This is a genomic window from Pseudomonas sp. NUPR-002 (assembly GCF_056322725.1).
The window spans coordinates 5,084,997-5,111,686 of the sequence record NZ_CM150476.1; the positions used below are offsets into that span (position 1 = coordinate 5,084,997).

Below are 26,690 nucleotides of genomic sequence, written 5' to 3' on the forward strand. Positions count from 1 at the left end.
GCGAACCGGCAAAAAAGTTGGCGCATTATCCTGTGATTGGCCGTGCCTGTCACTGGCGATGCTCAATGCTTCATTAACGGGGTTGTCAGGGCGGTCCGAGCAGGCTCAAACTGGCAGCTTTATCACTGGCCTGCAACCACGCGGCCAGCTCGCTAGAAGTGCCCGCACCGACAGCGCGCAAAGACAGATCATTCGGGGAACTGACATGGAACTGGTTGTAAAAAGCGTAGCCGCTGCATCCTTGAAAACCGCCACTCTGGTACTGACGGTCGGTGAAGGCCGCAAACTCGGCGCCAGCGCCAAGGCAGTCGATGAAGCCTGCGGCGGTGCGCTGAGTGCCGTACTCAAACGCGGCGACCTGACCGGCAAGCTGGGCCAGACCCTGCTGCTGCAAAGCCTGGCCAACCTCAAGGCCGAGCGCGTGCTGCTGGTCGGCACCGGCAAAGACAGCGAACTGGGTGACCGCAGCTGGCGCAAGGTGGTATCCGCTGTGCTGGCGGTCCTCAAAGGCCTCAATGGCACGGATGCAGTGCTGGCGCTGGACGATGTCGCGGTCAGCGGCCGCGATGCCTTCTATGGCAAGTCGCGCCTGCTGGCCGAAACCCTGCTCGACGGCGAGTATGTGTTTGACCAGTTCAAGAGCAAGAAAGCCGAACCGCGTGCCCTGAAGAAAATCACCCTGCTGGCCGAGAAGGCCGGTGCCGCCGAGGTCGAGCGCGCCGTCAAGCACGCCACTGCCATTGCCAGCGGCATGCGCTTCGCCCGCGACCTGGGCAATCTGCCACCTAACGTTTGCCACCCAAGCTTCCTGGCCGAACAGGCCAAGGGCCTGGGCAAAGCCTACAAGGGCCTGAAGGTCGAGGTACTCGACGAGAAGAAGATCAAGGAACTGGGCATGGGCGCGTTCTACGCCGTTGGCCAGGGCAGCGACCAGCCGCCACGCCTGATCGTGCTCAACTACCAGGGCGGCAAAAAGAGCGAGAAGCCTTTCGTGCTGGTGGGCAAAGGCATCACCTTCGACACCGGTGGCATCAGCCTCAAACCTGGTGCCGGCATGGATGAAATGAAATACGACATGGGCGGTGCCGCCAGTGTCTTCGGCACCCTGCGTGCGGTGCTTGAGCTGCAACTGCCGATCAACCTGGTGTGCCTGCTGGCCTGTGCTGAAAACATGCCAAGCGGCGGCGCCACCCGTCCCGGCGACATCGTTACCACCATGAGCGGGCAGACGGTCGAAATCCTCAACACCGACGCCGAAGGCCGTCTGGTGCTGTGCGATACCCTGACCTACGCCGAGCGCTTCAAGCCTCAGGCCGTGGTCGACATCGCCACCCTCACCGGCGCCTGCATCGTCGCGCTGGGCAGCCACACCTCGGGCCTGATGGGCAACAACGAGGAACTGGTCAATCAACTGCTCGACGCAGGCAAGCGCGCCGACGACCGCGCCTGGCAACTGCCGCTGTTCGATGAGTATCAGGAACAGCTCGACAGCCCGTTCGCCGACATCGCCAACATCGGTGGCCCGAAGGCTGGCACCATCACTGCCGGTTGCTTCCTGTCGCGCTTTGCCAAGGCCTACAACTGGGCCCACCTGGACATCGCCGGCACCGCCTGGATCAGCGGCGGCAAGGACAAGGGCGCCACTGGCCGCCCGGTGCCGCTGCTGACCCAATACCTGCTTGATCGCGCCAACGCCTGAGTGAGTGCCGCGCGCCTGTGCCCTTGAGCGCAGGCGTGCGGTCGGCAGACCATGAGCAAAAAAGTAGATTTCTATATCCTGCCCAGCGACGCCCCCTCGGCGCGCCTGGATTTCGCCTGCAAGCTGTGCGAGAAGGCTTGGCGCATGGGCCACCAGGTTTACCTGCATTGCGCCGACGCCGGGCAGCGCGACGAACTGGATGCCCGCCTGTGGGCCTTCAAGGGTGAAGCCTTCGTCCCGCATTCGCGTGCCGAAGATCAGCCCCAAGGCAGCGTGGTACTTGGCCTCGGCGACGATCCCGGCAGCCACCAGGACTTGCTGATCAACCTCGACCTCAAGGTGGCGCCGTTCGCCGAACGCTTTGCCCGTATCGCCGAAATCGTCGTCGAAGAACAGACGATACGTCAGGCTGCCCGAGAGAGTTTTCGTTTCTACCGCGAACAGGGCTATGCTCTGCAGGACCACCGCTTACAGCGACTCTGAAGATGACGGACAAACCCACTCCCCTGCCCCAATCCGCACACCTGCTGGACGATCTGGAATCGATCCGTCAGCTGCTGGGCGACGAATCCCTCGAGCCGCCGCTGCTGACCGACACGGTCGAAGAACAGATTCCGCTGCTGCTTGAAGAAGCAGTAGCCGAGCCGCCTGCAGCCCCACAGCCGCCGGCAGACCCACAGGCCCGGCGCCAGGAAACCCTGCTGCACCTGGATGCCGAACTGCGCGCAGCGGCGCAGTTGATCATGCAGGACGTCATCAACGACTTCACCCCGCACATCGAGAACGAGATCAAACGGCGCCTCGATGCCCGGCTTGAACGTTTGCTCAATCCCTGAATCGCGGGGCAAGCCCGCTCCCACAGAAGATTGCACACCGCCTGTGGGAGCGGGCTTGCCCCGCGATGTTTTTTCCTCCTGCCATCACCTCGTGCTACGCCCCGGCACTTATCCCCGTTATACTGCTCGGCTTTCCTGAATAAATGCCATAGGGTCCCGCCGCGCATGGATAAGACCTACCAGCCGCACGCTATTGAAACTTCCTGGTACAACACCTGGGAGTCCGAGAATTATTTCGCTCCGCAAGGCGCGGGCGATTCTTACACCATCATGATTCCGCCGCCGAACGTCACCGGCAGCCTGCACATGGGTCATGGTTTCAATAACGCGATCATGGATGCCCTGATCCGCTTCCGCCGCATGCAGGGTCGCAACACCCTGTGGCAGCCAGGTACCGACCACGCCGGTATCGCCACCCAGATGCTGGTAGAGCGTCAGCTCGAAGCCAAAGGCCAGAACCGCCACGACCTGGGTCGCGAAAAGTTCCTGGAAAAGGTCTGGGAGTGGAAGGATCAATCCGGTGGCAACATCAGCCGCCAGATTCGCCGCCTGGGCTCTTCGGTCGACTGGAGCCGCGAGCGCTTCACCATGGACGACGGCCTGTCGGAAGCGGTGAAAGAAGCCTTCGTACGCCTGCACGAAGACGGCCTGATCTACCGCGGCAAGCGCCTGGTCAACTGGGACACCAAGCTGCACACGGCAATTTCCGATCTCGAAGTGGAAAACCACGACGAGAAGGGCCACCTGTGGAACCTGCGCTACCCGCTGGCTGACGGCGCGAAAACCGCCGATGGCAAAGACTACCTGATCGTTGCCACTACCCGTCCGGAAACCATGCTCGGCGACGCCGCCGTGGCCGTGAACCCGGAAGACGAGCGCTACAAGGCACTGATCGGCAAATTTGTCGAGCTGCCGCTGGTAGGCCGCCGCATCCCGATCATCGGCGACGACTACTGCGACCCTGAATTCGGCACCGGCTGTGTGAAAATCACCCCGGCCCACGACTTCAACGACTACGAAGTCGGCAAGCGCCACAACCTGCCGCTGCTGAACATCTTCGACAAGAACGCCTTCGTTCTGCCGGCCGCCCAGGTCTTCAACCTCGACGGCAGCGTCAACGAAAGCATCGACGCCAGCCTGCCTGCGCAGTACGCCGGTCTCGACCGCTTCGTTGCGCGCAAGCAGATCGTTGCCGATTTCGACGCCGCCGGCCTGCTGGTCAGCGTCGATGACCACGCCCTGAAAGTACCGAAAGGCGACCGTTCCGGCACCGTCATCGAGCCGTGGCTGACCGACCAGTGGTACGTGTCGACCAAACCGCTGGCCGAGCCTGCGATCGCCGCGGTCGAAGACGGCCGCATCCAGTTCGTGCCCAAGCAGTACGAAAACATGTACTTCTCCTGGATGCGCGATATCCAGGACTGGTGCATCAGCCGTCAGCTGTGGTGGGGCCACCGTATTCCGGCCTGGTACGACGAGTCCGGCAAGGTCTATGTCGGCCGTAGCGAAGAAGAAGTACGCGCCAAGCACAACCTCGGTGCCGACGTGGTCCTGAACCAGGACAACGACGTACTCGACACCTGGTTCAGCTCGGGCCTGTGGACCTTCTCGACCCTGGGCTGGCCGCAGCAAACCGAATTCCTCAAGACCTTCCACTCCACCGACGTGCTGGTTACCGGCTTCGACATCATTTTCTTCTGGGTTGCCCGGATGATCATGCTGACCATGCACCTGGTGAAGAACGAGGACGGCACCCCGCAGGTTCCGTTCAAGACCGTCTATGTCCACGGCCTGGTGCGCGATGGCCAGGGCCAGAAGATGTCCAAGTCCAAGGGCAACGTCCTTGACCCGCTGGACATCGTCGACGGTATTACCCTGGACGAGCTGCTGGAAAAACGTACCAGCGGCATGATGCAGCCCAAGCTTGCCGAGAAAATCGCCAAGCAGACCAAGGCCGAGTTCCCGGAAGGCATCGCCAGCTACGGCACCGACGCCCTGCGTTTCACCTTCTGCTCGCTGGCGTCCACCGGTCGCGACATCAAGTTCGACATGGGCCGCGTCGAAGGCTACCGCAACTTCTGCAACAAGATCTGGAACGCGGCGCGCTACGTGCTGGACAAAGGCGAAGACTGCGGCCAGAACGGCGAAGCCTACGAGCTGTCGCTGGCTGATCGCTGGATCATCTCCCAGCTGCAGCGCACCGAAGCCGAAGTGACCCGCCAGCTTGAGCAGTTCCGCTTCGACCTAGCCGCCCAGGCCCTCTACGAGTTCATCTGGAACCAGTATTGCGACTGGTACCTGGAACTCTCCAAGCCTGTGCTGTGGGACGAAAACGCCCCGGTCGAGCGCGCTCGTGGCACCCGTCGCACCCTGGTGCGCGTGCTGGAAGTCGCCTTGCGCCTGGCGCACCCGTTCATGCCATTCATCACCGAAGAAATCTGGCAGCGCCTGGCGCCGCTGGCCGGTGCGCAAGGCAAGACCATCATGCTGCAGCCGTGGCCAGTGGCCAACGAAAGCCGTATCGATGCGGCGGCCGAAGGCGACATCGAATGGCTCAAGGAACTGATGCTCGGCGTGCGTAACATCCGCGGCGAGATGAACATCGGCCCGGGCAAGCCACTGCAACTGTTCCTCAAGAACGCCAGCGCTGAAGACCAGCGCCGCCTGCAGGAAAACGAAGCGCTGCTGAAAAAGCTGGCGAAGATCGAATCCTTCACCGTGCTGGGCGAGCAGGATGAAGCACCGCTGAGCGCCACCGCGCTGGTCGGTGATCTGCAAGTGCTGGTGCCAATGGCTGGCCTGATCGACAAGGACGCTGAACTGGCGCGCCTGAACAAGGAAATCCAGCGTCTGCAAGGCGAAGTCCAGCGTGTGGGTGGCAAGCTGTCCAACGCCGCCTTCGTCGACAAGGCACCGCCTGCCGTCATCGACAAAGAGCGCGCCAAGCTGGCCGAAGCCGAACAGGCCCTGGCCAACTTCACCGAGCAGCATGCGCGGATTGCAGCGCTGTAACACGCGCTGATTTCAGCGACGCCATCGCGGGTCAAACCCGCTCCCACAGGACACCCTGTAGGAGCGGGCTTGACCCGCGATGCGTTCTACCGGACCCACACCATGACCACAGCCAACAAGCCGACCCTGCACCCGCGCAATCGCCACCAGGGCCGCTACAACTTTCCTGATCTGATCAAAAGCAGCCCTGAACTGGGCCAGTTCATGATCACCAACCCCCACGGCAAACCCAGCATCGACTTCGCCAACCCCGAAGCGGTGCGAGTGTTCAACCGTGCTCTGCTCAAGGCGCAGTACGGCATCCAGCACTGGGACATCCCGGCCGACTACCTGTGCCCGCCGATTCCCGGCCGTGCCGACTACATCCATGTATTGGCCGACCTGCTCGCCGAAGACAACAACGGCGAAATCCCACGCGGCGCTCAGGTGCGGGCGCTGGATATCGGCGTCGGTGCCAACTGCATCTACCCCCTGCTCGGCCACAGCGACTACCGCTGGCGCTTTCTCGGCTCGGACATCGACAGCACGGCGCTGGCTGCCGCCAAGGCCATCGTTCACGCCAATGGCCTGGACAAGGCCATCAGCCTGCGCCAGCAAGGCAACCGCAAGCACATCCTGCTGGGCCTGCTCAAAGACGACGAGCGTTACGACCTGACCCTGTGCAACCCGCCCTTTCACGCTTCACGGGACGAAGCCACCCGTGGCAGCCAGCGCAAATGGCGCGCCCTGGGCAAGGCCGATCCCAAGCGCAAACTGCCGGTACTGAACTTTGGCGGGCAGAACAATGAACTGTGGTGCGAAGGTGGTGAAATCCGCTTTGTCAGCCAATTGGTGGCCGAAAGCGCTGCGCTTGGCCAACAGGTGATGTGGTTCACCTCGTTGGTGTCCAAAGCCTCCAACCTGCCGGGCATTCAGGCAGCGTTGAAAAAAGCCGGCGCACTCGAACAGCGCGTGGTCGAAATGGGCCAAGGGCAAAAGCAAAGCCGCATGGTGGCCTGGACCTTCCAGGATGCCACCACCCGCCAAAAACGCTGGTCTCGGTAGGAGCGGGCTTGCCCCGCGATCGCGGTTTGTCTGTCTCACCGCATCGCGGGGCAAGCCCGCTCCCACAGGCCGGTGTTCCCACAGGCACAAAAAAACCGCGTTCGGCTCACACCGGACGCGGTTTTTTCAAGCTGCTTACAATTACTTGTTTACAGCGTCGGTCAGCACTTTGGCTGGCACGAACTTGACGACTTTCTTGGCAGCGATTTCGATGGCAGCGCCAGTCGAAGGGTTGCGGCCGGTACGGGCAGGACGCTCGGTGATTTTCAGTTTGCCAATGCCTGGCAGAGTGATTTCGCTGCCATTTTCCAGTTGATCAGCAACGATCTGACCCAGTTGCTCCAGAGCGTTACGCGCGGTGGTTTTTGGCGCGTCGATAGCTTCGGCGATATCGGCGATCAGTTGGTCTTTGGTCAATGCCATGGTGGTGTTCCTTCCCTATCAAATTCAGTGAGTATGCAGAGTGCTACGTCGGTCATCGAGCCAGACCTGCGGGGGTATCCGGCGGTCCGGTGTTACAGCCACGTCAATCGCGTATGTAGATACGTAAAACGACGTTTGGTTCGACGCGACGTGAGCGGTCTGCCAGCAATGCGCCACACACGGGGCGCAAGACCGGGCAAAACTACCACAGGAATGGATAAATATCCGCTGCTGACAGGGCAAATGTGCAGGTTTTTCGGGGCTTTGCGCGAAAAAACGCAAAAAATTGAACAAAAAACGAACAACCGACATTTCTGCCAACATCTGGCCGCTGAATCACCTCTGCGCTGAGGTACACTTGGCAACTTTGCAACGCGGCCAGCACCGCCCATTTTCAACCGAGAATCCCATGCCGATCCGTCATTGCATTGTCCACCTGATCGACAAAAAACCCGATGGCAGCCCTGCTGTCCTGCACGCTCGCGATTCGGAACTTGCCGAGTCCAGCGCCATCGAAAACCTCCTGGCCGACCTCAACGACAGCTACAACGCCAAACAAGGTAAAGCCTGGGGTTTCTTCCATGCCGAGTCCGGCGCCCACCCGTTCAGCGGCTGGCTCAAGGAGTACCTGGAAGACGGCAGCACCTTTACCGCCTTCAGCCGGGTAGCCGTTGAGCACCTGCAAAAACTGATGGAAGAATCCAACCTCTCCGTCGGCGGCCACGTGCTGTTTGCTCAATACCAGCAAGGCATGACTGAGTACCTGGCGATCGCCCTGCTGCATCACAGCGAAGGGGTGGCGGTAAACGCCGAGCTCGATGTCACGCCGTCGCGCCACCTGGACCTGGGGCAGTTACACCTGGCCGCACGGATCAACCTGTCCGAGTGGCAGAACAACAAAAACTCAAAGCAGTACATTTCCTTCATCAAAGGCAAAAACGGCAAGAAAGTCTCGGACTACTTCCGCGACTTCATCGGCTGCCAGGAAGGTGTCGACGGCCCGGGCGAAACCCGCACGCTGCTCAAGGCCTTCAGCGACTTCGTCGAAAGCGAGGATCTGCCCGAGGAAGCCGCCCGGGAGAAAACCCAGACCCTGGTCGAGTATGCCACCAGCCAGACCAAGGCCGGCGAACCCGTCACGCTGGAAGAGCTGTCCGGGCTGATTGATGAAGACCGTCCGCGCGCCTTCTACGAGCACATTCGTAACAAGGACTACGGCCTGTCAGCGGAAATTCCTGCCGACAAACGCACCCTGAACCAGTTCCGCCGCTTCACCGGCCGCGCTGAGGGCTTGTCGATCAGCTTTGAAGCCCACCTGTTGGGCTCGAAGGTCGAGTACGACGAAGAGGCCGGCACCCTGATCATCAAAGGCTTGCCGACACAGCTGACCGATCAGCTCAAGCGCCGCAAGGACTGAGCCCTGCCCAGGAGGCCACCAGCGCCTCCTTGGCACTCTTGCGCAGCTTCTTCACCAGGCGCTCGTGGCGCAGCGCCTGGGACTTGTCTGGCCACTGCTCGACGTACACCAGCGCCTGTGCCGGACTGGTCAGAAAATACCGCGCGCCACGCCCACGCTGATGCATCAAAAAGCGCCGCTGCGGATCGTCACTGATCCCACAATACAGCGCACCATTTTCCGCCCGTACCAGGTAAACATACCAGGGCTTGCTTACCCGATCCGGAACATTTTCACTCACGACGCGTACTCCGTTTGTCACTAGTTTGGTGAGGCCTAGTCAAAAAGGACTTCACCATGTACAGATTATCCGCACCTTGTTTTGCCCTTTGCTTACTGTCGTTCAACGCTCTGGCCTTCATTGGGCCGCAGACGGCGGCAGACATGCAAAAAAGTTTCGACACCACACCTGAGCACTGTGGCAGCAATGCCATTGCGGCCCATGAATGCTCTGGTGTATTGGTCCGATCAACCCGCCCGTCCCCGTCCTACCACACGTGGCATCATAGCCAGAACTCGAAAACCAAAGGCAGCGTTTCCTTCTCCTACTTGCGTTCCGATATCCCGATTGAACGCCTGGCCGAAGACGGTCGCAGCGGCTTCACCCTCTATCCTCTGCAACAGCGCCCTCAAGACTCACTGCCATACGAGGTACTGTGCACATGGCCAACCGATGGTGACAGCTGGACTCGTGATTCCCGTGGTTGTGGCGACAACAGCCGCACCACGCAAGTTGAAACGCTTTGCCACCAACAGGGCATAGCGACAGCCGAAGACTGGATCGTCAATTACCGCGGCAATGCTGACCACAAGAGCCAGTGCGCGTTCGACGCACAGCATGCAAATGCGGCAGAACGTGCCAGTACGTTCTATCAAGGCCTTCGCGTAAAACAGCTGTACCGGGACGAACTGCCCTATCCCTGGAATGAAGTCATGATCGGCGCCTGGGACGAAACCAAGTCCTCTACCCTGCCGATCCAGTCATTCTTCTACATTGCCGGGCTGCCCAATGCGCTGGAACAGGCACGTGCCGATCAGCAGGACTGGCTCGACACTAACGCCAACTTCATTCCGGTGATCCGCATTGAGCTGCCGAAAACACCAGAAGACACCACGACGTTCAGCTACCGCGAGGAGGACCAGGCCGTTGATGCAATGCTCTGAGACTACTGACGCTGGAAGCTGCGTAACCCTTTGAGTGCCTGAGCGCGCACTTTGTTACGCAGCAACGGCGACCAACCCAGTAGCAATCCCGGCAGGCCCAGCGCCTGCCGCGACCAGCGCCATAGATCGAAATGGTCGTGATGTTCACAGATTTTGCCGTCGCGAATGACGAAGCGCGCCTGTATATCGTTGACCACAACACGACCGGTCTGGCTGAACAGGTAGGTGGCGACCCAGTGGGCCGTGCCGCTACTGTCATCGGCCCGTACGCTATCGAATGTCAGGGTAAAGTCCTTGGCGCGGGAGGTAAGCATCCGCCACATATCGCCTGCATCCTTAGCGCGCAACGTGCCAAAGGCCGGATCACTGAAGAGGATGTCGTCGCTGTAGCAAGCCACCATCGCCTCAGCGTCCAGACGCTGGAACGCCTGATAGAAGCGGGTAATCAAGACAGTGTTGGCTTCACTCATTGGGCGGGTCCGTTTCCGATGGAAGAGACCCGCACCATAATCTGCTCACGTAGCAAAAAGCTAGCTACTGCGGCCTCACACCCGCTCGCTGACGACCTGAACATGCAGATTGCGCCCGGCCTTCAAACCGAAGGCAATCGCCCCCACGCCCAGCACTGCGAAAATCCAGCCCACGGCATTCCAGCCACCGGTCAAGTCATGCACCAGCCCAACGGCGAACGGCCCCATCGAGGCCAAGGTATAACCGACACCTTGCGCCATGCTCGACAGGTTAGCCGCTACATGGGCATCACTGGAGCGCAGCACGATCAAGGTCAGCGCCAGGGCAAAGGTACCGCCCTGGCCCAGCCCGAGCACGATGGCCCAGCCCCACAGGCCATCGAGCGGCGCATACAGGCAGCCAAACAGGCCAGCCAGGGCCAGTAGCATGACCACAACAATGGCCAGGCGCTGATCCTTGCCGCGGGTGGCCAGCCACGGCGCACTCAGCGAGCTGATCAACTGCACGATCACCGAACCGGACAACACCAGCCCGGCCTGGGTCGGGGTAAGGCCACGGCCGATCAGAATCGACGGCAACCAGCCGAACACAATGTAGGCCAGCGAAGACTGCAAGCCCATGTACAAGGTGACCTGCCAGGCCAGCGGGTCACGCAGCAGGCCACGCACCCGATAAGCGACATGATGCGCACCATGGCCCTGACGCGCCTGAGGCAGCCAGATGAGCGCCGCCAGTACCGCGGGTATCAACCAGAAACCCAGGCCCCATGACCAGCTGTCGCCAAAGTGCTCACTCAGCGGCACCGTAGCACCCGCGGCCACCGCTGCGCCCAGGCACAACGCCATGGTGTAGACCCCGGTCAAAGTACCGGCATGCCGGGGAAAATCGCGTTTGACGATACCCGGCAGCAGCACGCCGATCACGCCGATGCTTGCGCCGGCCATGATACTGCCGACAAACACGCCCGTGCTGCCGAAGGCGCTGCGTACTGCAATCCCGGCGGCCAGGGTCAGGAGGATACCGAGGATGACCCGTTCACTGCCGAAGCGCCGGGCAAGTATCGGTGCCAACGGCGCGAACAGGCCCAGGCATAACACGGGCAAAGTGGTCAGCAAACCGGCCTGGGAAGCGCTCAGCCCCAGGCTTTCGGACACCAGGCTGAGCAGCGGTGCCATGCTCGACAACGCCGGGCGCAGGTTCAACGCCACCAGCAACAGGCCAAGCAGCAACAGCCAGGGGCGCTTGAGCAGCACCGGCTGCTGTTGTACCTGTTCATCGTCGGCTTCGGCATCAATCAGCAGTTCTTCGAGCTCGGTATCGCGCGCCGCATGGGTGCGGGTCAGTTGTTCGGCCATGGCCTTGTTACCTCAGGATTCTATAAGGGTGCGCGTCAGGTGCTTGGCCCGCTGCACATCGCGCTGCTCGATGGCATCGAGGATCTGCCCGTGCAGGTCGAATACCGACTGGCAACGGGGTGCGTGGGACATGTTCTGTTGCAGTGCGTTGGCGACCACACCGGAGAAGTAACGGTACAGCTCGCTTAATGCCGGGTTGTGGGCGGCATCCACCAGACGCTGATGGAACAGCAGATCGCAGGCGACATAGACATCGACCTCACCATGAAAATGCGCTGCACTGCCTTCCAGCGCTTCGCGCAACCCACACAGGTCAGCCTCGGTACGGCGTATAGCCGCCAGGCCGATGGCCTCCACTTCAAGAATGTGCCGAGTCTCCCGGGCATGTTCCGGTGAACAGCGAGACATCGCCTGCACCGCCTGCAGAGGATCGAGCTGGGTACGCAGGTAGCTGCCATCACCCTGGCGAACCTCAACCACGCCACTGAAAGCCAGCACACGCATGGCTTCACGCACGGTATTGCGGCTGATGCCCAACTCCACCGCCAGCTCCGGCTCGGTCGGCAAACGCTGACCTACCTGCCATACCCCTTCGAGAATACGCAGGCGCAATTGCTCGACGGCCAGATCAACCAAAGAGCGGCGCACCAGCTCTTTTCCATTACTTGCCACTGACTCACCCAATCATCCTACGAATTCTTGCAGCATAGCTGATCAGCACGATTGTCGGAACCACCTGTCATTTTTGCCAGTTGCGGCACTTGCCGGGCTTTGTGACGCTGCACCAGGCCTCTCTCAGGTGGACCAGCCCATGTCAAAGCTCAAAGGTGTGTCTGTACTCGCCGCGCTGGCTGCCCTGGCAGTCATTGCAATCTTCCAGTTCAAGCCTGATTCCACTGTGCAGGCGCGCTCGCCAAAGACATTGCTGATCGGTATGGATGGCGTGCAACTGCAGCGCTACGAACAGCTCGGCAGCAACCTTAATCTGCAGCGCCTGCACTACAACAAGGCCTACGCGGGCGGCGTTACCGGCAGTTCAAGCCGACAATCGACCATCAGCGGCCCAGGCTGGACCACCCTGCTCAGCGGGGTTTGGGCGAACAAGCATGATGTAATTTCCAACCAGACCAATCTGCGTGTGAACCCTGAGTTTCCCAGCCTGTTCAGACGCGTGCGCGACGCGTCACCGAGCGCGTACATCGCCAGCATCGTCCATTGGGCACCGATCAACACCGCGTTTCTGCTCGAAGACGTCAAATCCAATGACCTGGTTGAAACTCAAGCCTCCGATGCGCGGGTGATCGCCAGGACACTGGAAGTCCTCTCCCAGACCCGCGCAGACTTCACCTTCATTCAGCTCGATGAGCCTGATCAAGCAGGCCATGACGCCTGTTTTGGAGCGGGTTACAACAATGCCTTGCGTGTCGCCGACAACCAGTTAGGGCAACTACTCGACGCAGTCGAAGCGCGCGCCCGGGAAAATCCCGATGAAGACTGGCTGGTGCTCGTCACCACCGATCACGGCCGCGATACGCAAGGCTGCGGCCACGGTGGCGATTCGGAACAGGAAAAGACCGCGTTCATTGCCAGCAACAAGCCACTGAACGCCGAGCTCACCTCGCCTAGCCCACCCGCAGAAAACCCGGGGCCCAACGACCTGTACGGTTTTACCAACCAGGCTGCAGTGGCGCCTACGGTTTTGCGCCATATGGGCATCACGCTACCAACGTCATGGCGCCTGGACGGCACGCCACTGCTGGGAGAAACCGGAGTGCGCAAGGCTCGCGCCGATCAGGCAACGGCTCGCCTGCTGTGGAACAGCCAGGAGAGTGGGGAGGTGGTTATCGAGAAAAACGGGCAGCGCGTTGCGCAAGTGAAGGCCGATGTTCAGCAGTGGGTTGATCCCCAAGGCATGAATGACAAGGCCGATTACACCCTGACGCTGAACGGTACACCGGCGGCCGTCAGGATCGCGGGGCAAGCCCGCCCCCACCTGGTGGGAGCGGGCTTGCCCCGCGATGGCTGTATCAGTTCAACGCATCAAGCAGCGCCTGATTCATCTCCGGCGTGCCAATGGTGATACGCAGGAACTGGTTGATCCGCGCCTGCTTGAAGTGCCGCACAATCACGCCCTGCTCGCGCAGCTTGGCTGACAATTCAGCAGCATCGTGCTGCGGATGACGGGCAAAGATGAAGTTGGCGGCCGACGGCAACACTTCAAAACCACGGGCCACCAGCTCAGTGACCAGTTGCTCGCGGCTGTCGATGACCTTGCGGCAAGTGTCGTCGAAGTACGCACGATCAGCGAACGCCGCCGCTGCACCGACAATCGCCATACGATCGAGCGGATAGGAGTTGAAGCTGTTCTTGATCCGCTCCAGCGCCTCGATCAGGTCAGGATGGCCCACGGCCAGACCCACCCGCAGACCAGCCAGGGAACGCGACTTGGACAGCGTCTGGGTGACCAGCAGGTTGTCATAGCGATCAACCAGGCTGATCGCCGTTTGCCCGCCGAAATCAATGTAAGCCTCGTCGACTACCACGACCGTTTCCGGGTTGGCTTTGAGCAGTTGCTCGATCGCCTCCAGCGCCAGCAGGCAGCCGGTCGGGGCATTGGGGTTGGGGAAAATGATCCCGCCGTTCGGCTTGGCATAGTCCTCGACGCGGATCTGGAATTGCTCATCCAGCGCTACCGTTTCGTAGGGAATGCCGTACAGGCCACAATACACCGGGTAGAAGCTGTAGCTGATATCCGGGAACAACAGCGGCGCGCCGTGCTGGAACAAGCCGTGGAAAATGTGCGCCAGCACTTCGTCCGAGCCATTGCCGAGGAACACCTGGTTGCCTTTGACCCCGTAGTACTCGGCCACCGCCTGCTTGAGCAGGTCGCTGTTCGGGTCCGGGTACAGGCGCAGATTGTCATTGAGCTCACCGCGCATCGCTTCCAGCGCCTTGGGCGACGGGCCATACGGGTTTTCATTGGTGTTGAGCTTGACCAGCCTGGCCAGCTTCGGCTGCTCACCCGGAACGTAAGGCACCAGGTCCTTGACGAAGGGGCTCCAGAATTTACTCATGTTCAGTTCCCCTTGTTGTCGGAAACGATACGGTATTCAGCACTACGGGCGTGGGCAGTCAGCGATTCACCACGCGCCAGCACCGAAGCGGTGTGACCCAGTTCCGAGGCGCCTTGCTCGGAGCAGAAGATGATCGACGAACGCTTCTGGAAGTCATACACCCCCAGTGGCGAGGAGAAACGCGCAGTGCCCGAGGTTGGCAACACGTGGTTCGGACCTGCGCAGTAGTCGCCCAGCGCTTCGCTGGTGTGGCGGCCCATGAAAATCGCCCCGGCGTGGCGGATCTGCGGCAACCAGGCTTGTGGATCAGCCACCGACAGCTCCAGGTGCTCCGGTGCGATGCGGTTGGCAACGTCCATGGCTTGCTGCATGTCACGCACCTGAATCAGCGCGCCGCGGCCATTGATCGAGGTTTTGATGATCTCGGCACGTTCCATGGTCGGCAGCAGCTTGTCGATGCTGGCGGCGACTTTGTCGAGGAACGCGGCATCCGGGCTGACCAGAATCGCCTGGGCGTCTTCGTCGTGTTCGGCCTGGGAGAACAAGTCCATGGCAATCCAGTCCGGATCGGTCTGGCCGTCACACACCACGAGGATCTCCGACGGCCCGGCAATCATGTCGATACCAACCTGACCGAACACATGGCGCTTGGCAGTGGCGACATAAATGTTGCCAGGGCCGACTACCTTATCCACCTGCGGCACGCTTTCGGTGCCGTAGGCCAGTGCCGCGACCGCCTGGGCGCCACCAATGGTGAACACCCGGTCGACACCGGCAATGCAGGCAGCCGCGAGCACCAGTTCGTTGACCTCACCACGCGGGGTTGGCACCACCATGACCACTTCGGCAACACCGGCCACCTTGGCCGGAATCGCGTTCATCAGTACCGACGAAGGATAGGACGCTTTGCCGCCCGGCACATACAGACCGGCGCGGTCCAGCGGCGTGACCTTCTGGCCAAGCACCGTGCCGTCGGCTTCGGTGTAGCTCCAGGAGTCCTGCTTCTGCCGCTCGTGGTAGATACGCACGCGGTTGGCCGCCTTCTCCAGGGCTTCGCGCTGGGCAGGGGTGATGCGCGTCAGGGCCAGCTCAAGGCGCTCACGGCCCAGAATCAGGTCGTCGATCGATTTGGCATCAACACCATCGAAACGCTGGGTGAACTCGACCAGCGCCGCATCGCCACGCTCACGCACAGCCTTGATGATGTCGAGGACTCGCTGGTTGACCGCGTCGTCAGACACGCTTTCCCAGCTCAACAGATGATCCAGATGTCGGGCGAAATCCGGGTCAGCGGCATTGAGTCGGGCAATTGCAGTGGACGTGGTCATAGCGAGGGCCTCAATAAATGGCGAATGCTCAGGCGCCCTAAGCTACCAGTCCATCCGCGCGGGCACCCGAGAAAATTGGCTATGACGCGGATAGACGGGCGCGACAGCGAAGGTCGCGCGCAGGTATCAGCCGCGGTGTCGCGATTCGACAGCTTGGCGCAAGGTGTCGATCAGGCTCTGGATGCGGGCGTGCTGCATCTTCATCGAAGCCTTGTTGACCACCAGCCGGGAACTGATGGTGGCAATCATTTCCTGGGGTTCCAGGCCATTGGCACGCAGGGTGTTGCCGGTATCGACAACGTCGATGATCTTGTCAGCCAGGCCGATCAGCGGCGCCAGCTCCATCGAACCGTAGAGTTTGATGATATCGACCTGACGGCCTTGTTCGGCATAGTAACGCTTGGCGACATTGACGAACTTGGTCGCTACACGCAGACGGCCTTTGGGCTCGGCGGCGCCGATTGCACCGGCGGTCATCAGTTTGCACTGGGCAATCTTCAGATCCAGCGGCTCATACAGGCCTTGGCCACCGTACTCCATCAGCACGTCCTTGCCGGCCACACCCAGATCGGCGGCGCCATGCTCGACATAGGTCGGCACGTCGGTCGCCCGGACGATCAACAGGCGTACGTCGTCCTGCGTCGTGGGGATGATCAGTTTGCGGCTTTTGTCCGGGTTCTCGGTCGGCACAATACCGGCTTCTGCCAGCAACGGCAGGGTATCGTCGAGAATCCGACCTTTAGATAGCGCGATGGTCAACATGGGAAACGTCGGTCCTTATGCGGCTACAGCCGGCCGGACCTGATGGCCCGACCGCATTCAATTCGGTGCAGCAGTTGGATGGCGCGTCCCTGCGCCGCTCACAGACTAGCCCGGTACGCGACGGATTTTCGCGCCCAGCATCTGCAGTTTTTCTTCGATGCACTCATAGCCACGGTCGATGTGGTAGATGCGGTCGATCAGGGTGTCGCCTTCGGCAACCAGCGCCGACAGCACCAGGCTGGCCGAAGCCCGCAGGTCGGTAGCCATGACTGGCGCGCCCTTGAGGGTTTTGGTGCCGGTAACGATCGCAGTGTTGCCTTCAACCTGGATCAGGGCGCCCATGCGGTGCATTTCGTACACGTGCATGAAGCGGTTTTCGAAGATCGTCTCGATCACCGCACCAGTGCCTTCGGCAATGGCGTTGAGCGAGATGAACTGCGCCTGCATGTCGGTCGGGAACGCCGGGTAAGGAGCGGTACGCAGGTTGACAGCTTTTGGCCGCTTGCCGTGCATGTCCAGCTCGATCCAGTCTTCACCGGTGGTGATTTCGGCGCCGGCTTCCTTGAGTTTTTCAAGGACCGCTTCGAGGATGGTCGGATCGGTGTCCTTGACCTTGACGCGGCCACCGGTAACGGCAGCGGCGACCAGGTAGGTACCGGTTTCGATACGGTCGGGCATGACGCGGTAGGTTGCCGAACCCAGGCGCTCGACGCCGTCGATGGTGATGGTGTCGGTACCGGCACCCTGAACCTTGGCGCCCATGGCGTTGAGGAAGTTGGCCAGGTCAACCACTTCCGGCTCGCGCGCAGCGTTCTGCAGCACGCTGCGGCCTTTGGCCAGGGCGGCTGCCATCATGATGTTCTCGGTACCGGTCACACTCACGGTATCGAAGAAGAAGTGCGCGCCACGCAGGCCGCCTTCAGGCGCCTTGGCCTTGATGTAGCCGCCTTCGACCTCGATTTTCGCGCCCATGGCTTCAAGGCCACGGATGTGCAGGTCAACCGGACGCGAACCAATTGCGCAACCGCCAGGCAGGGCCACTTCAGCCTCGCCGAAACGGGCAACCATCGGCCCCAGTACCAGGATCGAGGCGCGCATGGTTTTCACCAGCTCGTACGGCGCGACCAGGGTCTTGATGGTGCGTGGGTCGATCTCTACGGCGAGCTTTTCGTCGATCACAGGCTCGATGCCCATGCGCCCGAACAGTTCGATCATGGTGGTGATGTCGTGCAGGTGCGGCAGGTTGCCGACCGTTACCGGGCCATCGCAAAGCAGGGTACCGGCCAGAATCGGCAGGGCCGCGTTCTTGGCACCGGAAATGCGGATTTCGCCATCAAGACGAGTACCGCCAGTAATAATCAGTTTATCCATTTCTGTCTCGCCGCCAATTTAGGCTCAGTTGCGCTCAGCCCAGGCTGCGCTGCTGAAAAATTTCATGGTTACCGCATGGATGCTGCCATCGGTGATCCACGGATTAAGATGAGCATAGATCTGCTGCTGACGCTTGACCGGGCTCAGGGCCGCCAACTCGTCGCTGATCACGTTCAACTGGAAGTTGCAGCCTTCGCCTTCAACTTCGACCCGGGTTCCCGGCAACTTTTCTTCAAGGAAGTTCTTAACTTCTACGGCCTGCATGCTCAACCTCAATCGGCGCCCAGTGCGCGCGGGTCGGCCATCATACAAAAAAGCCCCTCGCCTGCGAACCCCGTAAACGGAGACTCTGACGGAGGGGCCAGTTACTTGCTGGTGGTCATTGACCGGCCAGCACTTCTTCGAGGTCATAAACCTCAGCGATTTCGCGCATGTCCTGCGGCATGGCGCGCACCTCGACCGCCTTGCCAGCCGCCTTGCCATCACGCATGAATGCCAGCAACAAGGACAGGCCAACGCTGCTCGACTTCTCTACCTGCGCGCAATCAAGCACCAGGGTTGCGGCCTTGCACGACGCGATCAAGGCCTGGCCCTGTTTGCGCAATACCGGCCCGCTGCGGTAGTCGAGCACTCCGGCCAGGCTCAGCAGGCCTGGCTCGGTCATCGCCACACTGCTCTGACTCATTGCTCTTGCTTCTCGGCGGCTTCCTTGGCCTTGGCCACTTCGCCCGCCCAACCGTCGATGGTCTTGTCCAGGTCGTTGCCATTGCGATTCATGGCATCGGCGAACTGGTCACGGAACAGCTTGCCGATGTTGATGCCATTGACGATGACGTTACGCACTTTCCACTCACCATTGAGCTTGGTCATGGTGTAGGAAACCGGGTAGATAGCGCCATTGTTGCCCTTGACGGTCATATCGACGCTGGCACGGTCCTCGCCATCGGCCTTGGCGTTGCCCACGGTGATGCCCTGGTTGTTGTACTCAAGCAAGGCATTGCCATAGAACTGCATCAGGCTGCGCTTGAAGTTCTCCTGGAAGCGCTGCATCTGCTCCGGAGTGGCTTTGCGCGAGTACTTCACGGTCATGATGCTTTTCGAGATGCCATCGGCATCCACCACCGGACCGAGGTTGTTGTTCAAGGCCTCATAGAAGGCACTTGGGTTGGCCTTGTATTGCTCCTTGTTGGCCTTGAGGTCGGCCAGCAACTGGTTGGTTGTGCCCTGAATCACTTCTTTGGGCGACTGGGCAGCTGCGCCAGCCACCAACGGCAATGCAGCCAGCAGTACCAGCAAGCCGCGTCGCAGGATAGAAATCATGGAAACTCCTTATTTAGCTTCTTTGCCAACGGTATTGAGCAGGAACTTGCCAATCAGATCTTCCAGCACCAGCGCCGACTGAGTGTCGTGGATGGTTGCACCATCCTTGAGCATCGATTCTTCTCCGCCCACGCTGATACCAATGTACTTCTCGCCGAGCAACCCAGCGGTGAGGATAGATGCAGTGGAGTCGGTAGGCAGGTTGTCTACGCGTTTTTCCAGCTGCAACGTCACCCGACCGGTGTAGGTATCACGATCCAGATCGATGGCCGTGACCTTGCCGATGGTCACACCGGCCATGGTCACTTTAGCTCTGACCGTCAAACCGGCGATATTGTCGAAGTTTGCATAAACTTTATAGGTATCGCTGCTCGGGCTTGCCGACAGGCCGCTGACGCGCAGGGCCAGCAGGATCAGCGCCAGTATCCCGGCCAGGAGGAACAGGCCGACACCGATTTCCAGGGTGCGGTTTTGCATCAGAAATCTCCAAACATCAAGGCGGTCAGAATAAAGTCCAGACCCAGAACTGCCAATGAGGCATAGACCACGGTCTTGGTGGTGGCACGGCTGATCCCCTCTGAGGTGGGCTCGCAGTCATACCCCTGGAATACGGCAATCCAGGTAACAACAAAGGCAAAAACCAGGCTTTTGATCACGCCATTGAGAACATCGTCGGTGAACGACACGCTGTTTTGCATGTTCGCCCAGAACGAGCCTTCATAAACGCCCAGCCAGTCCACCGCCACCCACGAGCCACCCCAGATACCGACCACGCTGAAAATCAGCGCCAGCAACGGCAGCGAGATGAAACCGGCCCACAGGCGCGGCGCAACGATGTATTTAAGTGGATCGACACCGATCATTTCCAGGCTGGACAACTGCTCGGTGGACTTCATGTTGCCGATCTCGGCGGTCAATGCCGAACCGGCACGCCCGGCGAACAACAAGGCGGTAACCACCGGCCCCAGCTCACGCAGCAAGGTCAGCGCAACCATCTGCCCGACGGCCTGTTCCGAGCCGTACTTGGTCAGGATGCTGAACCCTTGCAGGGCCAGCACCATACCGATGAACACCCCGGAAACGACGATGATCGCCAGCGACAACACACCGACGGAGTACAGCTGCTTGACCAGCAATTGAAAGCCGCCACCGGTCCCGCTGCGCCCGACCAGCGAGTGCAACAGGAACAGGAACGAACGGCCGAGCACGGCCAGCACGTCAATGGCCGAGCGGCCGAAGCGACGAATGCGTTCGAGTAAGGATTTTCTGCGCATCAACGCTTCCCCAGAAGATCGGCGCGGTAATCCGGCGCAGGAAAGTGAAAGGGCACCGGGCCATCCGGGTCGCCTTTCATGAATTGGCGAATGCGCGGGTTATCGGAGCCCATCAACTCGTCCGGCGTGCCCTGCCCCAGCACCTGACCATCGCCGACCACATAAATGTAGTCAGCAATACTGGCGGTCTCGGCCAGGTCGTGAGACACCACGATGCTGGTAATGCCCAAGGCATCGTTGAGCAGGCGGATCAGGCGCACCAACACGCCCATGGCGATCGGGTCCTGGCCAACGAAGGGCTCGTCGTACATGAGGATCTGTGGGTCCAGGGCAATGGCCCGGGCCAGCGCTACGCGGCGCTTCATGCCACCGGACAATTCGTCTGGCATCAGCTCGATGGCACCGCGCAAGCCCACGGCCTGCAGCTTCATCAAGACGATGTCACGGATCATTTCATCGGACAGCTGGGTATGCACCCGCAGCGGGAACGCGACGTTCTCGAACACATCCAGGTCGGTGAACAGCGCACCGCTCTGGAACAGCACGCCCATCTGCTTGCGTGCATCGAACAGGTCGCTGCGCGACAGCGCAGGCAGATTTTGCCCGGCCACCCAGACTTCACCGCTGGACGGGCGCAACTGTGCGCCCATCAGACGCAACAGTGTGGTCTTGCCGCACCCGGAAGGTCCCATGATGCCGGTGACCTTGCCGCGGGGAATGCGAATATCGACATTATTGAAGATACTGCGCGAACCGCGCTTGAAGGTCACACCCTTCAGCTCGACCGCGTAGGCGTTATCAACGCTCATCTAGACTCCTTGCAATGCAGCCTTCTCACTCAGACGCGCGCCCCCTTCATGGAGACACGCACGCCCTGAGCGGGCCGAACAGGCGGCGAACTATACCATCGCTGATAGCAGCGCCCCAAGGCCAGCGCAGTGCTTGTTCAGGCTGGGTTAAGGTTGCTCGGCGACTGTATGACAATCACAAGGTGAGGGATTTGCGCATTACCGCTATAATCGCCGCCTTTTCATCAGGCAATCCGATTTTCGACATGAGCCAATCCAGCGACCTGATCCAATCCGCGCAGCGCACCATTCGTTTCGAACTTGAAGCGGTTGAGGGCTTGCTTGCCCACATCGACGCCGATTTCGTCAAGGCGTGCGAGCTGATCCTGGCCAGTAAAGGCCGGGTCGTGGTGGTCGGCATGGGCAAGTCCGGGCATATCGGCAACAAGATCGCCGCGACGCTGGCCAGCACCGGTACACCGGCCTTCTTCGTTCACCCGGCCGAAGCCAGCCATGGCGACATGGGCATGATCACCCGCGACGACGTCATTCTTGCCCTGTCCAACTCCGGGTCGACCAACGAGATCGTTACCCTGCTGCCGCTGATCAAACGCCTCGGCATCCAGCTGATCAGCCTGACCGGCAACCCTGACTCGCCGCTGGCCAAAGCCGCCGAGGTCAACCTTGATGCGCGCGTCGCCCAGGAAGCCTGCCCATTGAATCTGGCACCGACCTCCTCGACCACTGCTGCGCTGGTACTGGGCGACGCCCTGGCGATTGCCCTGCTCGAAGCACGCGGCTTCACCGCTGAAGACTTCGCCTTCTCGCACCCGGGCGGCGCCTTGGGCCGCCGCCTGCTGCTGAAGGTCGAGAACGTCATGCACGCTGGCGATGAACTGCCTCAGGTGCAACGCGGCACCCTGCTCAAAGACGCACTACTTGAAATGTCCCGCAAAGGTTTGGGCATGACGGTTGTGGTCGAAGCCGACGGACGGCTGGCCGGGATCTTCACTGACGGCGACTTGCGCCGCAGCCTGGACCGCAATATCGACGTGCACAGCACCCTGATCGAAGCGGTCATGACCGTGCATGGCAAAACCGCCCGCGCCGAAATGCTTGCCGCCGAAGCCCTGAAAATCATGGAAGACCACAAGATCAGCGCACTGGTGGTCATCGACAAGGACGAGCGCCCGGTTGGCGCCCTGAACATGCACGACCTGTTGCGTGCGGGAGTGATGTAAATGAGCCACGACCTGCTCCAGCGCGGCAAGGCCATCAAACTGGCTGTGTTCGACGTGGATGGCGTACTGACTGATGGCCGCCTGTACTTCCTCGAAGACGGCAGCGAATTCAAGACCTTCAACACCCTCGACGGCCAGGGCATCAAGATGCTCATGGCCTCGGGCGTAACCACGGCAATCATCAGTGGGCGCAAGACCCCGGTGGTCGAGCGCCGCGCCAAGAACCTCGGCATCCCCCACCTGTATCAGGGCCGTGAAGATAAATTGGTGGTATTGGACGAGCTTCTCGGCCAACTCAACCTAAGCTATGAACAGGTTGCCTATCTGGGCGACGACCTGCCAGACCTGCCGGTGATCCGCCGCGTTGGCCTGGGCATGGCCGTGGCCAACGCTGCAGCCTTTGTCCGCGAGCACGCCCACGGGATCACCCAGGCCCGTGGCGGTGAAGGCGCCGCCCGCGAATTCTGCGAGTTGATCCTGCAAGCCCAGGGCAATCTCGACGCGGCCAACGCCAATTACCTGTAGAGCGACACATGTTCAGTAAAAAAATCCGCACCATTGCGCTGTTCAGTGTGATTACCGCCTTGCTGGTGGCAGTCGGCTACTGGAACATCGGCCCTGAAAGCTTTCTCGACAAGCCGGTAGCCCGTGTCGACGAAAAGGCCATCGACTATTACGCCACCAACGCCCACAGCGTGCAGTTTTTGCCTGACGGCAAAATGCAGTACGAAATGACCGCCGACAAAGTGGAGCATTTGATGGTCAGCGAGGTCACCCTGCTGACCAAGCCCGACCTGCAAATGTACCGTGGCACCACCTACCCTTGGCATGTGCAAAGCGAGAAAGGTGAGGTCAACCCTGACGGCTCAGAAGTGGAACTGATCGATTCTGTGCGGGTTGCCCGCACCGACGAAAAAAACCGCACCATGATCATTACCACCAGCCGGATGACGGTGTTCCCGCAGAAGCAATATGCGCAAACCGAGCAAGCCGTTAGAATCGACGGCGCCGACGGCGTAACTACGGGCAACGGAATGAAAGCGTATTTGAAAGACGGCAGGATGGACCTGCTGTCCAACGTAAGAGGACAGTATGAGGCTCGTTAAAACCCTCCCCTTTTTGCTCAGCCTGAGCGCAGCACTGGGAAGCGCGAGCGCCTGGGCCCTGCCGAACGACCGCGACCAGCCTATCCGCATTCAGGCTGACAACGCGCACCTGGATGACAAGAAAGGGGTTGCCACCTACACCGGCGACGTCATCATCACCCAGGGTTCGATGATGATCAAAGGCAACACCGTAACCATCACTCGCGCCGAATCCGGCGACATCGACGTGGTGACCTCGGTGGGCAACCTGGCCTACTTCGAGCAGCAACAGAGCGCTGCCAAGCCAGACAAGATGCAAGGCTATGCCGTTACCATCCAGTACCAGGCGCAAAAAGACCTGGTGGTGCTGACCGACCGCGCCAAAGTGGTCAATGAAGGCAATACCACCGAAGGCGAGAAGATCGTCTACAACACCAAGTCCCAGGTAGCGACTGCCGGTCGTGGCGGTAACGTCACCACCCCACGTCAGCGTATCGACATGGTGATCCAGCCGAAGAAGAAGGCCGAGTAAATGGCGACCCTCAAAGCCCAGCACCTGGCCAAGAGCTACAAGAGCCGACAAGTGGTCCGCGATGTCAGCATGTCGATCGACAGCGGCCAGATCGTCGGCCTGCTCGGCCCTAACGGCGCCGGCAAAACCACCTGCTTCTACATGATCGTCGGCCTGGTTCAGGCCGATCAGGGCCGCGTCCTGATCGACGACCTGGATGTCAGCCACCAGCCCATGCACGGCCGCGCCCGTGCTGGCATCGGCTACCTGCCTCAGGAAGCGTCGATCTTTCGCAAGCTGTCGGTTGCCGACAACATCATGGCGATCCTCGAAACCCGCAAAGATCTCGATACCGCCGGGCGTCGCAAGGAGCTGGAAAGCCTGCTGCAGGAATTCCACATCAGCCACATTCGCGACAACCTCGGCATGAGCCTTTCCGGCGGCGAACGTCGCCGCGTGGAGATCGCCCGCGCCCTGGCCACTGCGCCGAAGTTCATCCTGCTCGACGAACCCTTTGCCGGTGTCGACCCGATTTCGGTTGGCGACATCAAGCAGATCATCCACCACCTCAAGGCCAAGGGCATCGGTGTACTGATCACCGACCACAACGTCCGCGAGACGCTGGATATCTGCGAAACCGCTTACATCGTCAACGATGGTCAGCTGATTGCCGAAGGCGATGCAGAAACCATCCTGGCCAACGACCTGGTCAAAGAGGTGTATCTGGGCCACGAGTTCCGCTTGTAAGTTCGAAGCGACACAGCGCTTGCCTTGGGTGGCTGGCCCGGTGAAAACCGGCTTAATTGTTACAGCACCCTAGGCAAACGCTCCAATTTCAGGCATATAACTTGCTTAAAATTGGCGCTTCGGTGCCCTAGTAGTGGATGGCGCATGTGCGCCGGCGACAAAGGTGTTAAGCCCCTGCCATGAAACCATCGCTCGTCCTAAGAATGGGCCAGCAACTGACGATGACCCCGCAGTTGCAACAGGCCATCCGCTTACTCCAGCTGTCTACCCTGGACCTCCAGCAGGAAATCCAGGAAGCGCTGGAATCCAACCCGATGCTCGAACGTCAGGAAGACGGCGACGACTTCGACAACAGCGACCCGATGGCCGACAACGCCGAGAACAAGCCTGTTGCCGAAGTTCAGGACACCAGCTTCCAGGAAACCACGCAAACCGTGGACAACCTGGAAGACGGCGAATGGAGCGAGCGCATTCCCAACGAGCTACCGGTCGACACCGCCTGGGAAGATATCTACCAGACCAGCGCCAGCAGCCTGCCCAGCAACGACGATGACGAGTGGGACTTCACCACCCGTACTTCGGCGGGCGAGAGTCTGCAAAGCCACCTGCTCTGGCAGTTGAACCTGGCGCCGATGTCCGACACTGACCGGCTGATTGCCGTCACCCTGATCGACTGCATCAACAACCAGGGCTACCTCGACGAAACCCTCGAGGAAATCTGCGAGTCGTTCGACCCCGAACTGGATATCGAGCTCGATGAAGTTGAAGCGGTGTTGCACCGCATTCAGCAATTCGAGCCTGCCGGCGTCGCCGCCCGCAACCTCAGCGAATGCCTGCTGCTGCAACTGCGCCAACTGCCCGCCAGCACCCCGTGGATGGCCGAGGCACAGCGCCTGGTACGTGACTACATCGACTTGCTCGGCAGCCGCGACTACAGCCAGCTGATGCGCCGCATGAAGCTCAAGGAAGACGAGCTGCGCCAGGTCATCGAACTGGTTCAGAGCCTCAACCCACGCCCCGGCTCGCAGATCGAATCCAGTGAAGCTGAGTACGTGGTGCCCGATGTCATCGTGCGCAAAGACAGCGAGCGCTGGGTGGTCGAGCTCAACCAGGAAGCCGTGCCACGCTTGCGGGTCAACCCGCAGTACGCCGGCTTCGTCCGCCGCGCCGACACCAGCGCCGACAACACCTTCATGCGCAACCAGTTGCAGGAAGCCCGCTGGTTCATCAAGAGCCTGCAAAGCCGCAACGAAACCCTGATGAAGGTCGCCACCCAGATCGTCGAGCACCAACGCGGGTTCCTCGACCATGGCGACGAAGCCATGAAGCCGCTGGTGCTGCACGACATCGCTGAAGCGGTGGGCATGCACGAGTCGACCATTTCCCGGGTCACCACCCAGAAATACATGCATACCCCGCGCGGAATTTACGAGCTGAAGTACTTTTTCTCCAGCCACGTGAGCACCTCCGAAGGCGGTGAATGCTCGTCTACAGCGATCCGCGCGATCATCAAAAAACTGGTTGCTGCGGAAAATCAGAAAAAGCCATTGAGTGACAGCAAGATCGCTGGTTTACTGGAGGCACAAGGTATCCAGGTAGCCCGTCGCACCGTCGCCAAGTACCGCGAGTCCCTCGGCATCGCACCGTCGAGTGAACGCAAGCGACTGATGTAGCCCCTGAGATAACCACCGCAGTTCAGTGGCAGGCGCAACACCTGCCTCTTATGCAC

The 26,690-nt window shown here is 60.5% G+C and carries 29 protein-coding genes; 14 read left to right on the forward strand and 15 right to left on the reverse strand.

What is annotated here, in order from left to right:
• Positions 1 to 205 precede the first annotated feature (205 nt).
• From ACVWSC_RS23340 to rlmF, 5 genes are all read left to right on the forward strand, one after another.
• Positions 206 to 1,699, forward strand: a complete 1,494-nt coding sequence (locus ACVWSC_RS23340; protein ID WP_442109404.1) for a leucyl aminopeptidase — start codon at positions 206 to 208, stop codon at positions 1,697 to 1,699.
• 51 nt (positions 1,700 to 1,750) lie between these two features.
• Positions 1,751 to 2,182 carry a DNA polymerase III subunit chi gene (locus ACVWSC_RS23345; RefSeq protein ID WP_442109405.1) on the forward strand — a complete coding sequence of 144 codons (432 nt, stop codon included), beginning with the start codon at positions 1,751 to 1,753 and terminating at the stop codon, positions 2,180 to 2,182.
• Between the two features lie 2 nt (positions 2,183 to 2,184).
• Complete coding sequence (locus tag ACVWSC_RS23350; protein WP_442109406.1) at positions 2,185 to 2,535, forward strand: DNA polymerase III subunit chi; 351 nt, start codon at positions 2,185 to 2,187, stop codon at positions 2,533 to 2,535.
• A 165-nt stretch (positions 2,536 to 2,700) separates the two neighbouring features.
• Positions 2,701 to 5,547 carry a valine--tRNA ligase gene (locus ACVWSC_RS23355; protein ID WP_442109407.1) on the forward strand — a complete coding sequence of 949 codons (2,847 nt, stop codon included), beginning with the start codon at positions 2,701 to 2,703 and terminating at the stop codon, positions 5,545 to 5,547.
• A 102-nt stretch (positions 5,548 to 5,649) separates the two neighbouring features.
• Entirely contained in the window at positions 5,650 to 6,591 is a 942-nt protein-coding gene (gene rlmF, locus ACVWSC_RS23360; protein WP_442109408.1) for a 23S rRNA (adenine(1618)-N(6))-methyltransferase RlmF, read from the forward strand.
• A gap of 141 nt (positions 6,592 to 6,732) precedes the next feature.
• Here rlmF and ACVWSC_RS23365 read toward each other — a convergent pair whose 3' ends face one another.
• The gene (locus ACVWSC_RS23365) at positions 6,733 to 7,014 is read right to left on the reverse strand and encodes an HU family DNA-binding protein (protein WP_009398256.1); all 282 of its coding nucleotides are present in this window, start codon (positions 7,012 to 7,014) and stop codon (positions 6,733 to 6,735) included.
• A 409-nt stretch (positions 7,015 to 7,423) separates the two neighbouring features.
• On the opposite strand from ACVWSC_RS23365, the gene yejK reads away from it, so the two are divergent.
• Positions 7,424 to 8,431 (forward strand): nucleoid-associated protein YejK, encoded by a 1,008-nt coding sequence (yejK, locus tag ACVWSC_RS23370; RefSeq protein WP_442109409.1) that lies wholly within the window; start codon positions 7,424 to 7,426, stop codon positions 8,429 to 8,431.
• Here yejK and ACVWSC_RS23375 read toward each other — a convergent pair.
• On the reverse strand, positions 8,412 to 8,711 hold the full coding sequence (locus ACVWSC_RS23375; RefSeq protein ID WP_442109410.1) for a GIY-YIG nuclease family protein: 300 nt from the start codon (positions 8,709 to 8,711) through the stop codon (positions 8,412 to 8,414). The genes yejK and ACVWSC_RS23375 overlap by 20 nt on opposite strands.
• A 143-nt stretch (positions 8,712 to 8,854) precedes the next feature.
• Between ACVWSC_RS23375 and ACVWSC_RS23380 the strand changes: the two genes are divergently transcribed.
• Complete coding sequence (locus ACVWSC_RS23380; RefSeq protein WP_442109411.1) at positions 8,855 to 9,634, forward strand: hypothetical protein; 780 nt, start codon at positions 8,855 to 8,857, stop codon at positions 9,632 to 9,634.
• 2 nt (positions 9,635 to 9,636) lie between these two features.
• Here ACVWSC_RS23380 and ACVWSC_RS23385 read toward each other — a convergent pair whose 3' ends face one another.
• The 3 genes from ACVWSC_RS23385 to ACVWSC_RS23395 form a co-directional block, all read right to left on the reverse strand.
• Entirely contained in the window at positions 9,637 to 10,104 is a 468-nt protein-coding gene (locus ACVWSC_RS23385) for a nuclear transport factor 2 family protein (RefSeq protein WP_442109412.1), read from the reverse strand.
• A 75-nt stretch (positions 10,105 to 10,179) separates the two neighbouring features.
• Positions 10,180 to 11,460: a CynX/NimT family MFS transporter gene (locus tag ACVWSC_RS23390; protein WP_442109413.1), complete on the reverse strand. Its 1,281-nt coding sequence runs from the start codon at positions 11,458 to 11,460 to the stop codon at positions 10,180 to 10,182.
• A 12-nt stretch (positions 11,461 to 11,472) separates the two neighbouring features.
• Positions 11,473 to 12,132: a FadR/GntR family transcriptional regulator gene (locus ACVWSC_RS23395; protein ID WP_442109414.1), complete on the reverse strand. Its 660-nt coding sequence runs from the start codon at positions 12,130 to 12,132 to the stop codon at positions 11,473 to 11,475.
• A 139-nt stretch (positions 12,133 to 12,271) separates the two neighbouring features.
• Between ACVWSC_RS23395 and ACVWSC_RS23400 the strand changes: the two genes are divergently transcribed.
• Positions 12,272 to 13,540 carry an alkaline phosphatase family protein gene (locus ACVWSC_RS23400; protein WP_442109415.1) on the forward strand — a complete coding sequence of 423 codons (1,269 nt, stop codon included), beginning with the start codon at positions 12,272 to 12,274 and terminating at the stop codon, positions 13,538 to 13,540.
• Here the strand turns inward: ACVWSC_RS23400 and hisC are convergent.
• From hisC to ACVWSC_RS23450, 10 genes are all read right to left on the reverse strand, one after another.
• Positions 13,488 to 14,534 carry a histidinol-phosphate transaminase gene (gene hisC, locus ACVWSC_RS23405; protein ID WP_442109416.1) on the reverse strand — a complete coding sequence of 349 codons (1,047 nt, stop codon included), beginning with the start codon at positions 14,532 to 14,534 and terminating at the stop codon, positions 13,488 to 13,490. The genes ACVWSC_RS23400 and hisC overlap by 53 nt on opposite strands.
• Before the next feature lie 2 nt (positions 14,535 to 14,536).
• The gene (gene hisD / locus ACVWSC_RS23410) at positions 14,537 to 15,862 is read right to left on the reverse strand and encodes a histidinol dehydrogenase (protein WP_442109417.1); all 1,326 of its coding nucleotides are present in this window, start codon (positions 15,860 to 15,862) and stop codon (positions 14,537 to 14,539) included.
• Positions 15,863 to 15,988: 126 nt separating this feature from the next.
• Positions 15,989 to 16,624, reverse strand: a complete 636-nt coding sequence (gene hisG / locus ACVWSC_RS23415; RefSeq protein WP_442109418.1) for an ATP phosphoribosyltransferase — start codon at positions 16,622 to 16,624, stop codon at positions 15,989 to 15,991.
• A gap of 105 nt (positions 16,625 to 16,729) precedes the next feature.
• The gene (murA, locus tag ACVWSC_RS23420; RefSeq protein WP_442109419.1) at positions 16,730 to 17,995 is read right to left on the reverse strand and encodes a UDP-N-acetylglucosamine 1-carboxyvinyltransferase; all 1,266 of its coding nucleotides are present in this window, start codon (positions 17,993 to 17,995) and stop codon (positions 16,730 to 16,732) included.
• A gap of 24 nt (positions 17,996 to 18,019) precedes the next feature.
• Entirely contained in the window at positions 18,020 to 18,259 is a 240-nt protein-coding gene (locus ACVWSC_RS23425) for a BolA family protein (protein ID WP_028942843.1), read from the reverse strand.
• Between the two features lie 115 nt (positions 18,260 to 18,374).
• Positions 18,375 to 18,680 carry an STAS domain-containing protein gene (locus ACVWSC_RS23430; RefSeq protein ID WP_442109420.1) on the reverse strand — a complete coding sequence of 102 codons (306 nt, stop codon included), beginning with the start codon at positions 18,678 to 18,680 and terminating at the stop codon, positions 18,375 to 18,377.
• Positions 18,677 to 19,315, reverse strand: coding sequence for an MlaC/ttg2D family ABC transporter substrate-binding protein (locus tag ACVWSC_RS23435; protein ID WP_442109421.1), 639 nt, complete (start codon positions 19,313 to 19,315; stop codon positions 18,677 to 18,679). The genes ACVWSC_RS23430 and ACVWSC_RS23435 overlap by 4 nt, the downstream gene beginning before the upstream one ends.
• A gap of 9 nt (positions 19,316 to 19,324) precedes the next feature.
• On the reverse strand, positions 19,325 to 19,792 hold the full coding sequence (gene mlaD, locus ACVWSC_RS23440) for an outer membrane lipid asymmetry maintenance protein MlaD (RefSeq protein ID WP_442109422.1): 468 nt from the start codon (positions 19,790 to 19,792) through the stop codon (positions 19,325 to 19,327).
• Positions 19,792 to 20,589 carry a lipid asymmetry maintenance ABC transporter permease subunit MlaE gene (mlaE, locus tag ACVWSC_RS23445; protein WP_442109423.1) on the reverse strand — a complete coding sequence of 266 codons (798 nt, stop codon included), beginning with the start codon at positions 20,587 to 20,589 and terminating at the stop codon, positions 19,792 to 19,794. The genes mlaD and mlaE overlap by 1 nt, the downstream gene beginning before the upstream one ends.
• On the reverse strand, positions 20,589 to 21,398 hold the full coding sequence (locus ACVWSC_RS23450) for an ATP-binding cassette domain-containing protein (RefSeq protein ID WP_442109424.1): 810 nt from the start codon (positions 21,396 to 21,398) through the stop codon (positions 20,589 to 20,591). The genes mlaE and ACVWSC_RS23450 overlap by 1 nt, the downstream gene beginning before the upstream one ends.
• Positions 21,399 to 21,643: 245 nt before the next feature.
• Between ACVWSC_RS23450 and ACVWSC_RS23455 the strand changes: the two genes are divergently transcribed.
• The 6 genes from ACVWSC_RS23455 (at position 21,644) to ACVWSC_RS23480 (ending at position 26,634) form a co-directional block, all read left to right on the forward strand.
• On the forward strand, positions 21,644 to 22,618 hold the full coding sequence (locus ACVWSC_RS23455) for a KpsF/GutQ family sugar-phosphate isomerase (RefSeq protein ID WP_442109425.1): 975 nt from the start codon (positions 21,644 to 21,646) through the stop codon (positions 22,616 to 22,618).
• A complete protein-coding gene (locus ACVWSC_RS23460) occupies positions 22,619 to 23,143 on the forward strand; it encodes a KdsC family phosphatase (RefSeq protein WP_442109426.1) in 525 nt (174 codons plus the stop codon). It abuts the gene before it with no gap.
• A gap of 8 nt (positions 23,144 to 23,151) precedes the next feature.
• On the forward strand, positions 23,152 to 23,724 hold the full coding sequence (lptC, locus tag ACVWSC_RS23465; protein ID WP_442109427.1) for an LPS export ABC transporter periplasmic protein LptC: 573 nt from the start codon (positions 23,152 to 23,154) through the stop codon (positions 23,722 to 23,724).
• On the forward strand, positions 23,711 to 24,235 hold the full coding sequence (lptA, locus tag ACVWSC_RS23470; protein WP_133217060.1) for a lipopolysaccharide transport periplasmic protein LptA: 525 nt from the start codon (positions 23,711 to 23,713) through the stop codon (positions 24,233 to 24,235). Before lptC ends, lptA begins: the two co-directional genes overlap by 14 nt.
• Positions 24,236 to 24,961: an LPS export ABC transporter ATP-binding protein gene (gene lptB, locus ACVWSC_RS23475; RefSeq protein WP_442109428.1), complete on the forward strand. Its 726-nt coding sequence runs from the start codon at positions 24,236 to 24,238 to the stop codon at positions 24,959 to 24,961.
• Between the two features lie 179 nt (positions 24,962 to 25,140).
• Positions 25,141 to 26,634 carry an RNA polymerase factor sigma-54 gene (locus ACVWSC_RS23480; protein WP_442109429.1) on the forward strand — a complete coding sequence of 498 codons (1,494 nt, stop codon included), beginning with the start codon at positions 25,141 to 25,143 and terminating at the stop codon, positions 26,632 to 26,634.
• Positions 26,635 to 26,690: the final 56 nt, after the last annotated feature.

Coding starts and splice junctions, on each gene's coding strand:
- ACVWSC_RS23365 (WP_009398256.1), bottom strand. CDS start 7,014: ATGGCATTGACCAAAGACCAACTGATCGCCGATATCGCCGAAGCTATC.
- ACVWSC_RS23340 (WP_442109404.1), top strand. CDS start 206: ATGGAACTGGTTGTAAAAAGCGTAGCCGCTGCATCCTTGAAAACCGCC.
- ACVWSC_RS23400 (WP_442109415.1), top strand. CDS start 12,272: ATGTCAAAGCTCAAAGGTGTGTCTGTACTCGCCGCGCTGGCTGCCCTG.
- hisD (WP_442109417.1), bottom strand. CDS start 15,862: ATGACCACGTCCACTGCAATTGCCCGACTCAATGCCGCTGACCCGGAT.
- lptA (WP_133217060.1), top strand. CDS start 23,711: ATGAGGCTCGTTAAAACCCTCCCCTTTTTGCTCAGCCTGAGCGCAGCA.
- ACVWSC_RS23380 (WP_442109411.1), top strand. CDS start 8,855: ATGCAAAAAAGTTTCGACACCACACCTGAGCACTGTGGCAGCAATGCC.
- rlmF (WP_442109408.1), top strand. CDS start 5,650: ATGACCACAGCCAACAAGCCGACCCTGCACCCGCGCAATCGCCACCAG.
- ACVWSC_RS23455 (WP_442109425.1), top strand. CDS start 21,644: ATGAGCCAATCCAGCGACCTGATCCAATCCGCGCAGCGCACCATTCGT.
- mlaE (WP_442109423.1), bottom strand. CDS start 20,589: ATGCGCAGAAAATCCTTACTCGAACGCATTCGTCGCTTCGGCCGCTCG.
- murA (WP_442109419.1), bottom strand. CDS start 17,995: ATGGATAAACTGATTATTACTGGCGGTACTCGTCTTGATGGCGAAATC.
- ACVWSC_RS23435 (WP_442109421.1), bottom strand. CDS start 19,315: ATGATTTCTATCCTGCGACGCGGCTTGCTGGTACTGCTGGCTGCATTG.
- ACVWSC_RS23355 (WP_442109407.1), top strand. CDS start 2,701: ATGGATAAGACCTACCAGCCGCACGCTATTGAAACTTCCTGGTACAAC.
- lptB (WP_442109428.1), top strand. CDS start 24,236: ATGGCGACCCTCAAAGCCCAGCACCTGGCCAAGAGCTACAAGAGCCGA.
- hisG (WP_442109418.1), bottom strand. CDS start 16,624: ATGTTGACCATCGCGCTATCTAAAGGTCGGATTCTCGACGATACCCTG.
- ACVWSC_RS23450 (WP_442109424.1), bottom strand. CDS start 21,398: ATGAGCGTTGATAACGCCTACGCGGTCGAGCTGAAGGGTGTGACCTTC.
- ACVWSC_RS23430 (WP_442109420.1), bottom strand. CDS start 18,680: ATGAGTCAGAGCAGTGTGGCGATGACCGAGCCAGGCCTGCTGAGCCTG.
- ACVWSC_RS23460 (WP_442109426.1), top strand. CDS start 22,619: ATGAGCCACGACCTGCTCCAGCGCGGCAAGGCCATCAAACTGGCTGTG.
- ACVWSC_RS23385 (WP_442109412.1), bottom strand. CDS start 10,104: ATGAGTGAAGCCAACACTGTCTTGATTACCCGCTTCTATCAGGCGTTC.
- ACVWSC_RS23390 (WP_442109413.1), bottom strand. CDS start 11,460: ATGGCCGAACAACTGACCCGCACCCATGCGGCGCGCGATACCGAGCTC.
- yejK (WP_442109409.1), top strand. CDS start 7,424: ATGCCGATCCGTCATTGCATTGTCCACCTGATCGACAAAAAACCCGAT.
- mlaD (WP_442109422.1), bottom strand. CDS start 19,792: ATGCAAAACCGCACCCTGGAAATCGGTGTCGGCCTGTTCCTCCTGGCC.
- ACVWSC_RS23425 (WP_028942843.1), bottom strand. CDS start 18,259: ATGCAGGCCGTAGAAGTTAAGAACTTCCTTGAAGAAAAGTTGCCGGGA.
- lptC (WP_442109427.1), top strand. CDS start 23,152: ATGTTCAGTAAAAAAATCCGCACCATTGCGCTGTTCAGTGTGATTACC.
- ACVWSC_RS23350 (WP_442109406.1), top strand. CDS start 2,185: ATGACGGACAAACCCACTCCCCTGCCCCAATCCGCACACCTGCTGGAC.
- ACVWSC_RS23345 (WP_442109405.1), top strand. CDS start 1,751: ATGAGCAAAAAAGTAGATTTCTATATCCTGCCCAGCGACGCCCCCTCG.
- hisC (WP_442109416.1), bottom strand. CDS start 14,534: ATGAGTAAATTCTGGAGCCCCTTCGTCAAGGACCTGGTGCCTTACGTT.
- ACVWSC_RS23480 (WP_442109429.1), top strand. CDS start 25,141: ATGAAACCATCGCTCGTCCTAAGAATGGGCCAGCAACTGACGATGACC.